The sequence below is a fragment of the Streptomyces sp. NPDC056527 genome, from assembly GCF_042794475.1.
Classification (GTDB): domain Bacteria; phylum Actinomycetota; class Actinomycetes; order Streptomycetales; family Streptomycetaceae; genus Streptomyces.
Map to the genome: position 1 here is coordinate 230,741 of NZ_JBHTTQ010000001.1, position 13,777 is coordinate 244,517.

Genomic DNA, 13,777 nt, shown 5'->3' on the forward strand with positions numbered 1-13,777 from the left:
TGGAAGCGCATGGACTTCGGACACTCACCCAAGACACGCCAGTACATCGAGCGCGTCAGCGGATTCATGACGTCGCAAGTCCTGCCGCGCGAGCGGGAGTACGTCACGGCGCTGCGGGATGAGAACGACCGCTGGGCGTCCATCCAGTCCATCACCGAAGAAATCAGGGCCAAGGCGAGAACAGCCGGGCTGTGGAACCTGTTCCTCCCCGACCCCAGCCATGGCGCCGGTCTCACCAACACCGAATACGCGCCCCTGGCCGAACTCATGGGCCGCTCGCTTATAGCGCCCGAGATCTTCAACTGCAACGCGCCCGACGCCGGCAACGCCGAAGTCCTGCTCCACTACGGCAGCGACGAGCAGCGCCGGCGCTGGATGGAACCACTGCTGCGCGGCGAGATCCGCTCGGCCTTCTGCATGACCGAGCCGGACGTGGCCTCCTCCGACGCCGCCAACATGGTCGCCACCACCATCGTGGACGGCGACACCATCGTCCTCAACGGCCACAAGTGGTGGAGCACGGGCATCGGGCACCCGGACTGCCGCTTCGTCATCTTCATGGGCCCTGCCGATCCCGAAGCCCCGCGCCATGCCCGCCACTCCATGGTGCTCGCCCCCTCGAGACCCCCGGCGTGCGCATTGAACAGATGCTGCCTGTGTACGGCTACCTCGACGAGCCCTACGGTCATGGAGAGGTGTCCTTCTCCAACGTCCGCCTCCCGTCGGACGCCGTCATTGCCGGCCCGGGCCGCGGCTTCGAGATCGCCCAGGGCAGGCTCGGCCCCGGACGCATCCACCACTGCATGCGACTCATCGGACTCGCCGAGAACGCCCTGGAACTCGCCTGCAAGCGGGCGGTGTCCCGCACCGCCTTCGGCAAGCCGCCGAGCAACCTCGGTGGCAACCGCGAACGCATCGCCAAGGCCAGGATCGCCATCAACCAGTCCCGGCTCCAGGTCCTGCATGCCGCCTGGCTCCTGGACACGATTGGCGCCGCCGGCGCCATCAGCGAACTGTCCCAGGCCAAGGCGGCCGTTCCGGCAATGGCCTGCGAAGTGATCGACATGGCGATCCAGCTCCACGGCGGCGCAGGCCTCTCCGACGACTTCCCCCTCGCCGCCTCCATCGCCGCCGCCCGCGCCCGACGCCTGGCCGACGGCCCCGACGAGGTCCACCTCGGCGTCATCGCCCGCGCCGAACTCGGCCGATACCGCACCCGGGACGCGGCATGAGCAAGCGCGTCCTTATCACCGGCGGGACTTCCGGACTCGGGCGCGCCCTGGCCGAGCGCTACGCCGCCGCCGGAAACCGTGTCCTGATCGCTGACTCCAACTGCCCGGACGAACTGCCCGCGGGAGCGGTCTCGTTCATCCGTCTCGACGTGCGCATACACGACGACTGGCAACGTGCCCTTCGCTGGTGCGAGAACTACTGGGACGGCCTGGACATCCTGGTCAACAACGCCGGAGTCACAGCAGCCGGACGCATCGAACAGCTCCAGAGCGATGACTGGGACTGGATCCTCGACATCAACCTCAAAGGCGTCGCCAAGGGTTGCCAGACCTTCGTCCCGCTGTTCAAGCAGCAGGGCAGCGGTCACATCGTCAACATCGCCTCCTCCGCCGGCCTGCTGAACACACCCGGCGCGACCTCGTACAACGCCTCGAAGGCCGCCGTCGTCTCCCTGTCCGCAACCATTCGGCAGGAACTGGCACCCTTCGGAATCAGCACCACCGTCATCTGCCCCGGCCCCGTCCGTACCAACCTCAGGGCAGAACTGCACAGCCCAGACCCGGGCTTGGCCGAACTCGCCGACCAAGCGATCCAGGGCTCCTCCCACACCGCGGAGCGGGTGGTCAGACGGATCGCCGAGGCAGTCGACAAGAGGAACTTCCTCGTCCTCACTCATCCCGAAGACCGGCGTGCCCTGTGCCTCAAGCGGCTGTTCCCGCGGGTGGCGGACGCGCAAGCCGCAAGGAGATGGCGGCGCACAGCCATGAAACTCAAGGCCCGCCACCCCCAGGAGCAAGGGGAGGCGGCGTGACCCTGAGGGGCAAGATACTCATCACCGGGGCGAGTTCAGGCCTTGGTGAGCGGATGGCCCGCATCTTCGCCGCCCAGGGCCGCGATCTCGCACTGTGCGCGCGCCGCACCGACCGTCTACAGGCAGTCCGCGATGAACTTCTCGCCGCCCACCCGGGCATCAAGGTGTCCATACGCAGCCTCGACGTCAACGACCACCAGCAGGTCTTCCGCGTTTTCCGCGCTCTGCGTGAAGACCTGGACGGCCTGGACCGGATCATCGTCAACGCAGGCCTGGGCAAGGGAAAGCCGATCGGCACCGGCCACTTCGACGCCAACCTGCAGACCGCCCAGACCAACTTCACCGCGGCTCTCGCCCAGTGCGAGGCCGCCATGGAGGTCTTCCGCGCCCAGAGATCCGGCCACCTTGTGGTCGTCTCGTCGATGAGCGCCATGCGCGGCCTTCCCCGCAACCTCACGACATACGCGGCCAGCAAGGCCGGCCTCTCCGCCCTGGCCGAAGGCATCCGGGCCGAGATGACCGTCACCCGCACACCGGTCGCCGTCACCACACTCCACCCCGGCTACATCGCCACCGACCTGAGCGCGGGCGCGGCCAGGACCCCACTGATGACGTCCACCGAGAAGGGAGCCCGCGCCATGGTCAGAGCCATCGAACGCGAGCGCCCCGAAGCAAAAGTGCCCGCCTGGCCCTGGATACCCATGGGAATCCTCATACGCCACCTGCCCCTGCGACTCGTGGCCAAGGGGAGCTGATGAACGACACGAAGCAGAGCGCTGTCCGCGCCGAGGACGCATTCGACGTCGAAAGCACGCACGCCTGGCTGACGCAGCAGATCGAAGGCCTTTCAGGCCCCAGCCCCGACGTCGTGCAGTTCACGGGCGGCGCTTCGAACCTCACATACCTGCTGAGCTATCCGCACCTCGGCACGGAACTGATCCTGCGCCGCCCGCCAGTGGGCAAGAAGGCCGGCTCCGCGCACGACATGGCCCGCGAGTACCGCGTTCAGCAGGACCTGAAGCCCGTCTTCCCGCTCGTTCCCACGGTCCGGGCTCTGTGCCAGGACCCCAGCATCATCGGCTCCGACTTCTATGTCATGGACAAGGTCCCCGGGCTCATCCTCCGCGGCACACTCCCGCGCGGCATGAACCTGGGACCGGATCGGGCCCGGTCGCTCTCGGAAGCCTTCGTCGACACCCTTGCCGACCTGCACCGGGTCGAGCCTGCAGCGGCCGGACTCACCGACCTCGGCAAAGGGGAAGGCTACGTCCGCCGACAGGTCGAAGGCTGGACCCGCCGCTACGCACAAGCCCGCACCTGGAACACGCCCAGCTTCCGGCGCGTGACGGCCTGGCTCGCCGACCACCAGCCCGACGACGCCGCCATCTGCGTCGTCCACAACGACTGGCGCCTGGACAACCTCGTCCTCGACGAGCAGTCCCTGCAGGTCACCGGAGTTCTCGACTGGGAACTGGCCACCCTGGGCGATCCGCTGATGGACCTCGGCAGCTCCATGGCCTACTGGGTACAGGCCGACGACGGCCGCATAGCCCAGACGATGCGCCGCCAACCCAGCCATCTGCCCGGCATGCTCACCCGAACAGAGATCGTCGAACGGTACTGCGACCGGACGGGCCTGTCAGCCGAGAACTGGCCCTTCTACGAGGTCTTCGGCCTGTTCCGGTTGGCCGTGATCGCCCAACAGATCTACTACCGCTACCACCACAAGCAGACCCGCAACCCGGCCTTCCGCAACCTCTGGATGGCCGTCAACCACCTCGACCGCCGCTGCCGCTCCACCATCCGCCGCACCGGCGGCAGCTGACAGGCAGGAAGACCTCTATGCCCCTCATCTGCCTCGTCCGCCACGGCCAGGCGTCCGCCGCCACCGACGACTACGACGTTCTGTCCAGCCTCGGCCGCACTCAGGCTTCCGCCGCCGGCCAGGAACTCGCCCGCCGAGGACTGCGTGACCCGTACCTCGTCGCCGGCACCCTCCACCGCCAGCGTGACACGGCCCGTATCGCTGCCGAAGCAGCCGGATTCCACGGACCGCTCCACCAGGACGCACGCTGGAACGAGTACGACCACATAGCCTTGCTGGACCGGTACGCTCTGCCCCGCGGCAAGGAGCGGTCCATGCAGGACTTGCTCGATCACGCCCTGACGGCATGGATGAAGGACGCCGGCCCCGCCGAAGGCGGCACCTGGACCGCGTTCGAGGAAGGCGCCCGCGCCGCGCTGGCCGAGCTGCCCGCCGCGCTCGGCCGGGGACGCGATGCAGTCGTATTCACCTCGGCCGGCCTGCTCGCCGCAGTATGCGGTGCACTGCTCTCACTGCCGAACGAAGGCGTCGTCGCACTCAACCGCGTAGCCGTCAATGCATCCATCACCACCCTGGCAGTAGGCGGATCCGGGACCACCCTCCTGACCTTCAACGAGCACGCCCATTTCGCCGGTGACCGTCGACAGATGCTCACCTACCGGTGAACCCGCCGCCTGACGTGCCGGCATGGAGCATTCCCGTCCCTGCTGGTCAGCCGGCCGCGACCGCCGCCTGGATTGCGGGGGCGGCGGCGAACAGGGCAAACACGGAGCCGCGGACCTGCTTGGCGACGACCTCCGGAGTGGAGGCGTCGAGCTTTCCGTCGAGGTGCAGGAACGCCAGGCCGTGAACGAGAGCCCACACGGTGGTCGACAGCGCGTCGGTGTCATCTGCGCCGGGGAAGGCGTCGCGAACGATGCCCCGGACGTACGCGGAGATGGCTTCCGTCGCAGCGACACGTTCCTCGCTGGTCGGATCGCAGGGCTCGGCGAACATGGCACGGAACAGCGCAGGGTGCTCAAGTGCGAACTGGACGTAGGCGACGGCGACAGCGGCCAGGTCGTCCGGGGTCGACGGGGCGGGATGGGCCGCCGTCAGGTGCTCGGCAAGCTCCCGATACCCCTCTGCGGCGACCGCCGAGACGAGCGCTTCGCGGTCCGCGTAGTGACGGTAGGGGGCCGTGGCGGAGACGCCGGCCCGACGTGCGACCGCACGCAGGGACAGGCCCGCGCTGCCGTCCTCCTCCAGTAGTTCCCGCGCTGCCCGCAGGCAGGCAGCACGCAGATCACCGTGATGGTACGTGCTGTTCTGTGACATGGGCCACACTCACTCTCTTAATGTACTCACTGCTTACATTGCAGCCCTAATGTGAACGGTGCATACATCATAAGTGATCGAAATGGAAGAGGAAACTGGGATGACCAGTGAGCTGTTCTCTCCGCTGCTGCTGCGCTCCGGGCAGGTACTGAAGAACCGGATCGCCAAGGCGGCCATGGAGGAGAACATGGCTGCCGACGGCCAGCTCCCCGGCGAGCAGGTGCTCACCCTTTACCGCCGCTGGGCTGCAGGCGGTGCCGGTCTGGTGATCACCGGCAACGTCATGGTCCACGCCGAAGCGCTGACCGCCCCCGCCGGGATCGTCCTCGACGAGCAGTCGCCCCTCAAGCCCTTCACCGACTGGGCGAAGACGGCAAAGGCCGGCGGAGCGTCGGCCTGGATGCAGATCAACCACCCTGGCCGACAGGTCGCCTCCGACATGCCCGGCGTCGTGTGGGGCCCAACCGACATCGGCGTCAACATGGGCAAACGCAGCAACCGCTTCGGCCGACCGACCGCCATGAGCCCCCAGCAGATCGACGACACCGTGACAAGGTTCGCCGTCACAGCCCACCGTGCTGAGAAGGCAGGCTTCGACGGTGTCGAGATCCACGCCGCCCACGGCTACCTCCTCTCACAGTTCCTCTCTCCCCTGGTCAACAAGCGCACCGACCGCTGGGGCGGCTCGCTGGAGAACCGGGCCCGGATGCTGCTGGACATCGTCTACTACGTCCGATCGTCCGTCTCGCCGGCCTTCGCTGTGGCCGTCAAACTCAACTCCGCCGACTTCCAGCATGGCGGCTTCGAACCCGATGACGCCCGCCAAGTGATCGAGATGCTCGAACCCCTCGGCGTCGACATGGTCGAACTGTCCGGCGGCAGCTACGAAAGCCCCGCCATGACCGGCCGCCCTGCCGACAACCGGACCCAGGCCCGCGAAGCCTACTTCCTCGACCTCGCCAGGGACCTCGTCAAGACCAGCCCGCTGCCGCTGATGCTCACCGGCGGCATCACCCGCCTCGTCACCGCAGAGCGCGTCCTCGACAGCGGCGTCGCAGTCGTCGGCATGGGCACCGCGATCACCCTCACTCCCGACCTCCCCAACCGTTGGAAGCACCACCGTGAAGCCGACCGCATGATGGAACCGGTGACCTGGTCCGACAAATCCCTCGCCTCCGCCGCCAGCATGGCCCGGGTGCGCCACCAGATGCGCCGCATCGCCCGTGGACGCAACGCCAAGTTCGGCACCAGCCCAACGCTCGCCCTCATATCCGAACGCCGCAGGCAGCGCCGTGCCCTGCGCAGGTACCGCGTCTGGCTGACCACGACGAGGAGGCCGAAGCCGAGGTGAGTCGCACGACGTGGCCAGAAGACTTCCCGAGTCGCCCGGCCCCCTAGGCTCACTGCTCGGTCAGGCGTACCAGCCATGAGGCGACCGCTAAAGCACAGGCCCCACCATGCCGCTTTGGGGGCGTATGTCAGCCTCCTTGGCGGCGTGCGCCATCGCTGCGCCCCTCGTATAGCTCCCGGCGCGGCTATGGAAGCGGTCGTGTTTCGTGAAGTCGGAGCTTGGGTGACCTTTCGAGGCGAGCAGGCCGTCGGCGCCTGCCATTTCCGGCAGGACCTCGACGCTGGAAGCGCCCCGGACATAGCGAGAAGCCTCGGCTTCAGCCGGGGAGGAGTCACTCCATCGTTGAACCGTTCGGGGAGCGCCGGGAGGCCGGATGTGAACCTCCCGGACCGCTACCGACCTGCGTGAGCGGCGCAACGCTGCGCCCGTGCCGGCGCACTGTCCGGGCTGTGCAAGGCCGGTGAGGGGCGATCCGCGGAAGGCGGCCCAGGTCCCTTGTGGTGGCAGGGAAGACGGGTGCCGACGCTTGGTGACGAGGGCTATGCGTCCGAGTTCCATGTGGTTGCGGGAAGCAACGGTGATTCGAACGGCGGCGTGCCGCAGACAGATACAGGCTTCGACCAGTTCATTGGTCTCGAAGGGTGAGACGACGGACTGGTCGAAGCCTGTATGCATGTTGGGCGGACGCTGCTTGGGGGCGATCGCTGTTCAGCGCATGCCTATGGCCTTCATGACCTTGAGCGTGCCAGTCAGCATTTTGGCCCAGGTTTCGGGGGAGATGCTGGTGGGCGGATAGAAGCCCTGAAGGCGCTGGTGGGCGACGGTCTGGGCTTCGGTGTACTTGAGGATGCCGTCTGCGCCGTGACGTCGGCCGAGTCCGGAGTCGCCCATGCCTCCCATGGGAGCATCGATGCTTCCCCAGGCTGCGGCGAAGGCCTCGTTGACGTTGACCGTGCCCGCGTGCACGCGAGCAGCGACAGCCCGGCCGCGGGCGCCGTTGCGCGACCACACACTGGCGTTCAGGCCGTAAGCGGTGGCGTTGGCTCGTTCGATGGCCTCGTCGACGTCGCGGAAGGAGTAGACGGAGACGACCGGGCCGAAGGTCTCGTGGCTGTGGAGCGTCATGTCGGGGATGACGTCGGTGAGGATGGTCGGCTCGTAGAACAGGGGACCGAGGTCGGGGCGCGCCTTGCCGCCGGCGAGCACGGTGGCGCCCTTGGCGATGGCGTCGTCGACGTGTTCGGTGACGGTCTTGAGCTGGGACGGGGTGGTGAGGCTGCCGACGTCGATGCTGTAGTCGTACGCGGCGCCGATCTCGAGCTTCTTGGTCCGTGCGACGAACGCGGCGACGAACCTGTCGCGGATGCATTCGGCCACGTAGAGACGCTCGATGGAGACGCACAGCTGCCCGGCGGAGGGGAAGCAGGCGTTGACGGCGCCTTCAGCGGCCTTCTCGATGTCGGCGTCATCCAGGACGATCATGGCGTTCTTGCCGCCGAGTTCGAGGGAGGAGCCGATGAGGCGCTTGCCGGCGTCGCTCGCGATCTGACGCCCGGTGGCGGTGGAGCCTGTGAACATCATGTAGTTGGCGTTGTCCATCAGCGCACCGCCGATGGAACTGCCCCGGCCGATCACCATCTGCCACACATCGGCCGGCAGACCCGCCTCGTACATGAGGTTCATGGACCACAGGGCGGTGAGGGCGGTCTGGGTGTCGGGCTTCTGCACGACGGCATTGCCGGCCATGAGCGCTGCGATGGTGTCGCTGGCGGCCATGCTGAGCGGGTAGTTCCACGGCGAGATCACGGTGACGACACCCTTGGGGTGACGCAGCTCGGTCGTGTGGGTCAGCAGCGGGATCGCGCCGCGGCGGCGCTTGGGGCTCAGGTACTTGCCGGCGTTGCGGGCGTAGTAGCGCGAGACGATGCCGATGTCGACGACCTCGAGGTAGGCGTCGCGGCGGGTCTTGCCGTTCTCGGCCTGCATCAGGTCCAGCGCCTCCTCCTGCCTGGCCAGGACGAGGTCGTGGTAGCGCAGCAGAATCCGCTTGCGCTCGGCGATCGAGGTGGCAGCCCAGGACTTCTGCGCGATCCGCGCCCGCCCGAATGCGGCCGCGACGTCCTCGGGGGTGGAGACGGGGAAGTCGGCCAAGGGCACGCCGGTGTAGGGGGCGCTGGTGGTGACCCGCGCGGCGTTCGGTGCGGCCGAGACCCGTGCGGTCAGCTGCGCGAGCAGGGCCGGGGTGATGGACGCGGGCAGGCCCAGTCCGCGGGCGACCGTGGGGCGGCTGGCGTGGTCGGTGACCATGGCAGAACTCCTTGCTTTGCTGCTACTTGTTCCGGCTCTGGACCGATGTGGGCACCGGCATGTGGAGGGCGGCCTGGCCCTCGGTCATGACGTCGAACTGGATGGTCCGCCCCGGCTTGAGCGACCGCAGGTCGTCGGACATGCGGCCCTCACCGAGCTGAAGGGTGATGCCGCGGGTGCTGCGCGTCGTGCCGGCGTTCAGCACGTTGGTCTGGTTCAGAGTGGAGTGCCACGCGCCGTCGATCGTCGTGTACGAGGTGAGCGAGCCGACGCGCTCCCCGCTCACATAGGCCCTCTGGGTCGGGGTGTCCGCCAGGAGCGACAGGTCGACTCCGCCGGCGTCGTTGGCCACGCGGGCGGTCGTCCGGTTGCCGTTGATGTCGACATCGAGCCCGGTGACCCACTTGGGGAAGCCGTAGCCGTCGTGGCCGCGGACCTGGGCGATGTCCGAACTCACGGGCAGGGACAGCACGTAGGAGCTGAGGTGCTCGTTCTTCAGGCCGGAGACTAGGTCGAAGAACCCGAGCTTTCCATGCCGGGCGGGCTTGACCGCGATGCCGACGGCCGCTTCGGTGTAGAAGTCGATGTCGCACACGTCGTACCGGAAGAACATGACCGAGACCAGGCCGAGGCCAGGCACGATCTCCAGCGGCGAGAGCTCCTCGGGCAGTCGCCTGCGGATCGCTCGGGACGGCGCCGTCATCGTGAGCCGGGCGGTGGAGACCGTGTAGTAGAAGTTCGGGGTGAGCGTGGAGCCGATCGGAGAGTCGACCCTGATCTTGGGCAACTGGCGAAAGAAGTCCACGCTGCTGACACGGGGGTCGCGGGCGATCTCGTCAAGGTCGGGGTTCATCCGGTAGCGGTCGTACATGCCGCCCTTCGGGACCGTTACCTCACGGCCGCCCAGGTCGACCTTGACGGTGTCCTTCTGCGTCGAAGACATGCGAGGGTTCCTCCTTCTGATGTGAGCGGTGTATACATGACTGTAAGGGACTATGTAAGCACCGTCAACAATGGAGTGCGGGAATCTTGTGGACGGATCGACGGCCGAACCGAAGCGGCGTTCCGCCACCTTTCGCTGGGCTCTTCGAGCGAGGAAGCGCCAGTGTCGGGGGCCTGCGCCTCCGCTGCCCTTGCTCGCGGGTTGACCGTTGTGGAGTACGGGACCTGGAGGAGCTGCCCCTTGCGCTGCCGTTTCAGGGAAATCTGCAGGTTGGAAGGCCAAGGTGCGCTCTGCGATCCCCGCCTGCGCCTGCGCTATCCGATGGTGGGCGGTGCTCCGCTTGTGCTGCCGCCCCCCGGGACTCAGGTGTCCCGCACTGCGTGGGCCATCGCCCGTGTGAGGCGCGGCGTTCCCTCTTTCACATCGCGGGCAGAGCCCTTGACTCGGCGCGCGGACTCAGTAAATCCTGCCCTTACCGAGCGATCGCTCGGTAAGGGCGGGCGGTCTTGCGAAGTGAGCAGCGCGGACGGGCAGTTGCGAGACGCAGGCCCGAGCAGCAAACCCTGCGAAGGACGGCCAGAGCCGGCCGCAGGGCGCCGATGACCGGGGAGCGTCCCCTGGTCTGAATCGTGAGGAGCTGGCCATGTCACCTGGGACTTTGACCGGAGCCAGACGAAAGATCATGCGGGTACCCCTGGACGGGCCGGGTCTGAGAACCCTCACCTTCGCCGACTCCCCGACGAGAGCCACAGGGGGAACCGCATCCGCTTCCCCGGCGCGCACTCAGGCCGGCCCTGGGTTAGTACCGGACATCTCTCGGACCACCCGCAACACGACCCCACCGAACCGATGAACCGACTCGCCTGGAGCGCCGTACCCAAGCCGCTCGTCGAGCAGTTCACCGCCTCCGCGCTGGCTGAGTCGGCCAGCCTGGCCGAGGCAATCCTCCACGACATCCGCGACAACTTCCCGCAACTGCATCTCGTGGAAGACGAATCCGGCGCGCCCAAGGCCCTCCTCGGAATCCAAAGCGCCCTTGAGGGCTTCGTCCTCCACCTCGTGTCAGGGACGACTGCCCCTCGCTTGCCTTCAGGGGTGTTTCAGGAGTTCGGAAAGGCAGAGGGGCTGAGCGGACGCAGTCTCGATCTGCTCCAAGCCGTGTACCGGCTCGGCGTCAGACTTGCCTGGCGCAGGTTCGCCGAGATCGGCCAGCAGATCGACATTGCCGCGCCGGCCATGTACGAACTCGTAGAGGCTGGCTTCACCTACCTCGACGGACTGGTCGAGCAATCGGTCCGAGGCTACGCCGAGGCGATGGCCAGGCAGGAGAGCGAACGCCTGCAGCTGCAGCGGGCACTGATCGACGGATTGTTGTCCGGTCACCACTCCGACCCCGCGACTGCCCTAGCGGCTCTCTCCACACGCATCGAGTGGGAGATGCCGAGCACTGTCGCCGTCGGCTTGCTGCTCAGGCCAACACGAGAGGCGGTCACGCCAGCCCTGGGGCAAGGCATTCTCCTCGACATGGAGAGCGAGCAGCCGCGCATCCTCATCCCTGCCCCGGACGAAGCAGGCCGAGCCGACCACGTCCGCCGGGCTGTCGTCGGCTGGTCGGGCATGATCGGACCGACGGTGCCCCTCGCGGATGCGCAGGCCTCGCTGCGCTGGGCGGAGAGCGGCGTGCAACTGATTCAGGACGGGCTCCTGCCCCGTGGTGAGGTCCAGCGCTGCACCGACCACACGGAGGAGCTCATCCTGCTGCCTTCCTGCGACCTCATCGATGCTGCAGCCCTGCGCCTGCTCGCACCGCTGAGCGAGGTCGGCGCGACCCAGGCACGCCATCTGGCCGTGACCCTTCTGGCCTGGATCGAAACCTCCGGCAGCGCCACGGACATCGCCGATCAGCTGGGCATCCACCCTCAGACCGCCCGCTACCGCCTTCGTCAGCTTCGCGAACTGTGGGGAGACAGCCTCAACGACCCTGACCAGCGATTCGAGATGCTCCTCGTCCTGCGCTCTCAACGCCTGCGAGGCACACTGTTCGGTGGCGAGTAGGAGCCGCCTCACCCGCAGGAGACAGGCGCCGTCGACGCAGCGCAAGGCGAAGAAGCATCACGCCGAAGCCTTAAGGAGACCGGCGAGAAAGGCGGCTCTCGGCTCAATGGCGGCACGCGAACAGCTCGATCACGACTGGATGAGGGCGCCCGCCTATGTGATCGCGTGGGGCGCCTCATGAGATCGGGTGCCTTGGCATAGGAGGCGACTCGCTGCAGCAAGCGCCGGACTCCGGGGACCGGCAGCGAGAAGATCGCCGATGGCGTCATGAGCGGACCGGTGTCCGCTGAGACGCCATCGGCGACCGTCTTAGGCCTCGGTAGCCCGGGGCTTGGCCAGCCAAGCGCGGTAGTTGCGCAAGGCGCGTTGCTGCTTGCGGCGTTCCGATATCAGGGCGATCGCCGGGTGGGTGCCGGGCTTGGGTTTGCGTCCACGGGCGAGCCGGCGCATCTGGTGGCGCACCTGGGCCATGCTGGCGGCGGAGGCGAGGGCCTTGTCGGGCCAAGTCACCGGCCGCATGCCCCGGTCGGCCTCGCGGCCCTGACGCCAGCGCTCGGGGAGGTCCGGGGTGATGGCGAGTGCGGTGCCCATGCCGAGAACCGAGACGCCGCTGTCGAGAACCTTCTCCGCGGTGACGCGGCGAGTGATCCCGCCAGTGAGCATCAGGGGCAGCGGGCTGGTCTTGACGAGGTCCTTGGCGAGGTCGAGGAAGTAGGCCTCGCGGGCCTGCGTACGGTCGTCGGCCGGCCGGCCTGTCATGGCGGGGCTTTCGTAGCTGCCGCCGGACAGCTCGACCATGTCGACGCCCAGGTGATCGAGCATCTCGATCACCTGGCGCGCGTCATCGGCGCCGAAACCACCACGCTGGAAGTCGGCGGAGTTGAGCTTGACCGCGACCGCGAAAGAGGAGGAGACAGCTGCACGGACGGCGCGGACGATGTCCAGCAGCATCCGGGCCCGGTTCTCCAGCGAACCGCCCCACTCGTCAGTGCGCTTGTTGACCAGCGGAGAGAGGAACTGCGACAGGAGATAGCCGTGGGCGGCATGGATCTCGACACCGTCGAAACCGGCTTCCTCGGCACGACGAGCGGTGACCACGTAGCGCGCCACGGTCTCGTGGATCTGCTGGGGCGTCATGGCGGTGGGGCGGCCGAAGCGGCTGCTGTGCTTGCCCAGGCTGACGCCGATGTCGGTCGGGCCCCACACGACACCGGGCATGTCGGAGGCGACCTGTCGCCCGGGGTGGTTGATCTGCATCCAGATCGACCCGCCGCCGGACTTGCCGGCCTTCGCCCACTCGATGAAAGGCTCCAGGGGGGCGTGCTCGTCGAGCACGACACCGGCAGGCCCGGTCAGAGCCTCGGCGTGGACCATTACGTTGCCGGTGATCAACAGACCGGTGCCGCCGGCGGCCCAGCGCTGGTACAGCGACAGCAGCTGCCCGTCGGGGAGCTGGCCGTCGTCGGCCATGTTCTCCTCCATGGCCGCCTTCGCAATCCGGTTCTTCAGCACCTGCCCGGAGCGCAGGGTCAGCGGCGAGAACAGCTCGCTGGTCATCCCGTTCTCTCTTCCATTTCGACTACTTACGATGTATGCACTACTTACATTAGGGCATCAATGTAATCATCGTAAACATCGCGAGGTGTGGGGTACGTCGCAGATGGACGGCCGTCCCGCCACGGAGATCGGCGCACGGCCGTCCGCAGGGCAGGTGGAGCTGCTCAAGAGGGACGGCAGAGCCGTGGACGCGGCGGTCGCAGGCGCGGTGCTCCTTGCCTGCTGGGCGTGATGGGGAAGCCGCAGCGTGGAGCGCAGGGAGGGGGCGTCAGCTGACGGCGTGGCACACGGTGAGGTGGCAGTGCCAGAACGATTGCGAGGAGCCCGTTTGGGGCGGGGATCCATAGGGCCCGGCTACGAGAAAGGGGCCTGTCAGTG

At 67.5% G+C, this 13,777-nt stretch carries 11 protein-coding genes and 1 pseudogene; 8 read left to right on the forward strand and 4 right to left on the reverse strand.

The genetic code is table 11. The annotated features are described in order from the left end of the window. Positions 1-9 precede the first annotated feature (9 nt). The 5 genes and pseudogenes from ACFQ7Q_RS01125 to ACFQ7Q_RS01145 all read left to right on the forward strand — a co-directional run bounded on the left by ACFQ7Q_RS01125 (position 10) and on the right by ACFQ7Q_RS01145 (position 4,534). Positions 10-1,232 (forward strand): annotated as a pseudogene (locus ACFQ7Q_RS01125) (acyl-CoA dehydrogenase family protein). Beyond that, a complete protein-coding gene (locus tag ACFQ7Q_RS01130) occupies positions 1,229-2,044 on the forward strand; it encodes an SDR family NAD(P)-dependent oxidoreductase (RefSeq protein WP_383548016.1) in 816 nt (271 codons plus the stop codon). The pseudogene ACFQ7Q_RS01125 and the gene ACFQ7Q_RS01130 overlap by 4 nt, the downstream one beginning before the upstream one ends. Continuing rightward, positions 1,981-2,799, forward strand: coding sequence for an SDR family oxidoreductase (locus tag ACFQ7Q_RS01135; RefSeq protein WP_383548019.1), 819 nt, complete (start codon positions 1,981-1,983; stop codon positions 2,797-2,799). The genes ACFQ7Q_RS01130 and ACFQ7Q_RS01135 overlap by 64 nt, the downstream gene beginning before the upstream one ends. Then, on the forward strand, positions 2,799-3,869 hold the full coding sequence (locus ACFQ7Q_RS01140; protein ID WP_383548022.1) for a phosphotransferase family protein: 1,071 nt from the start codon (positions 2,799-2,801) through the stop codon (positions 3,867-3,869). Before ACFQ7Q_RS01135 ends, ACFQ7Q_RS01140 begins: the two co-directional genes overlap by 1 nt. Before the next feature lie 17 nt (positions 3,870-3,886). Further along, positions 3,887-4,534 carry a histidine phosphatase family protein gene (locus ACFQ7Q_RS01145; protein WP_383548026.1) on the forward strand — a complete coding sequence of 216 codons (648 nt, stop codon included), beginning with the start codon at positions 3,887-3,889 and terminating at the stop codon, positions 4,532-4,534. Positions 4,535-4,580: 46 nt separating this feature from the next. Here the strand turns inward: ACFQ7Q_RS01145 and ACFQ7Q_RS01150 are convergent, their stop codons facing one another. Beyond that, positions 4,581-5,186 (reverse strand): TetR/AcrR family transcriptional regulator, encoded by a 606-nt coding sequence (locus tag ACFQ7Q_RS01150; RefSeq protein ID WP_383548029.1) that lies wholly within the window; start codon positions 5,184-5,186, stop codon positions 4,581-4,583. Positions 5,187-5,286: 100 nt separating this feature from the next. Here ACFQ7Q_RS01150 and ACFQ7Q_RS01155 point away from each other — a divergent pair, with 100 nt between their 5' ends. Next, positions 5,287-6,537 carry an NADH:flavin oxidoreductase/NADH oxidase family protein gene (locus tag ACFQ7Q_RS01155; protein ID WP_383548032.1) on the forward strand — a complete coding sequence of 417 codons (1,251 nt, stop codon included), beginning with the start codon at positions 5,287-5,289 and terminating at the stop codon, positions 6,535-6,537. A 708-nt stretch (positions 6,538-7,245) separates the two neighbouring features. Here ACFQ7Q_RS01155 and ACFQ7Q_RS01160 read toward each other — a convergent pair. After that, positions 7,246-8,844 carry a succinic semialdehyde dehydrogenase gene (locus tag ACFQ7Q_RS01160; protein ID WP_383548035.1) on the reverse strand — a complete coding sequence of 533 codons (1,599 nt, stop codon included), beginning with the start codon at positions 8,842-8,844 and terminating at the stop codon, positions 7,246-7,248. 22 nt (positions 8,845-8,866) lie between these two features. Continuing rightward, positions 8,867-9,787: an acetoacetate decarboxylase family protein gene (locus ACFQ7Q_RS01165; RefSeq protein ID WP_383548038.1), complete on the reverse strand. Its 921-nt coding sequence runs from the start codon at positions 9,785-9,787 to the stop codon at positions 8,867-8,869. A gap of 849 nt (positions 9,788-10,636) precedes the next feature. Here ACFQ7Q_RS01165 and ACFQ7Q_RS01170 point away from each other — a divergent pair. Further along, positions 10,637-11,842: a helix-turn-helix domain-containing protein gene (locus ACFQ7Q_RS01170; RefSeq protein WP_383548040.1), complete on the forward strand. Its 1,206-nt coding sequence runs from the start codon at positions 10,637-10,639 to the stop codon at positions 11,840-11,842. Between the two features lie 309 nt (positions 11,843-12,151). Here the strand turns inward: ACFQ7Q_RS01170 and ACFQ7Q_RS01175 are convergent, their stop codons facing one another. Continuing rightward, positions 12,152-13,399 (reverse strand): NADH:flavin oxidoreductase/NADH oxidase family protein, encoded by a 1,248-nt coding sequence (locus ACFQ7Q_RS01175; RefSeq protein WP_383548043.1) that lies wholly within the window; start codon positions 13,397-13,399, stop codon positions 12,152-12,154. 103 nt (positions 13,400-13,502) lie between these two features. On the opposite strand from ACFQ7Q_RS01175, the gene ACFQ7Q_RS01180 reads away from it, so the two are divergent. After that, entirely contained in the window at positions 13,503-13,631 is a 129-nt protein-coding gene (locus ACFQ7Q_RS01180) for a hypothetical protein (protein WP_383548045.1), read from the forward strand. Positions 13,632-13,777: the final 146 nt, after the last annotated feature.

Bases quoted from the DNA above. Each gene is read 5' to 3' on its own strand.
- ACFQ7Q_RS01130 (WP_383548016.1), top strand. From the start codon at position 1,229: ATGAGCAAGCGCGTCCTTATCACCGGCGGGACTTCCGGACTCGGGCGC.
- ACFQ7Q_RS01155 (WP_383548032.1), top strand. From the start codon at position 5,287: ATGACCAGTGAGCTGTTCTCTCCGCTGCTGCTGCGCTCCGGGCAGGTA.
- ACFQ7Q_RS01140 (WP_383548022.1), top strand. From the start codon at position 2,799: ATGAACGACACGAAGCAGAGCGCTGTCCGCGCCGAGGACGCATTCGAC.
- ACFQ7Q_RS01150 (WP_383548029.1), bottom strand. From the start codon at position 5,186: ATGTCACAGAACAGCACGTACCATCACGGTGATCTGCGTGCTGCCTGC.
- ACFQ7Q_RS01175 (WP_383548043.1), bottom strand. From the start codon at position 13,399: ATGACCAGCGAGCTGTTCTCGCCGCTGACCCTGCGCTCCGGGCAGGTG.
- ACFQ7Q_RS01145 (WP_383548026.1), top strand. From the start codon at position 3,887: ATGCCCCTCATCTGCCTCGTCCGCCACGGCCAGGCGTCCGCCGCCACC.
- ACFQ7Q_RS01170 (WP_383548040.1), top strand. From the start codon at position 10,637: ATGAACCGACTCGCCTGGAGCGCCGTACCCAAGCCGCTCGTCGAGCAG.
- ACFQ7Q_RS01160 (WP_383548035.1), bottom strand. From the start codon at position 8,844: ATGGTCACCGACCACGCCAGCCGCCCCACGGTCGCCCGCGGACTGGGC.
- ACFQ7Q_RS01135 (WP_383548019.1), top strand. From the start codon at position 1,981: ATGGCGGCGCACAGCCATGAAACTCAAGGCCCGCCACCCCCAGGAGCA.
- ACFQ7Q_RS01180 (WP_383548045.1), top strand. From the start codon at position 13,503: ATGGACGGCCGTCCCGCCACGGAGATCGGCGCACGGCCGTCCGCAGGG.
- ACFQ7Q_RS01165 (WP_383548038.1), bottom strand. From the start codon at position 9,787: ATGTCTTCGACGCAGAAGGACACCGTCAAGGTCGACCTGGGCGGCCGT.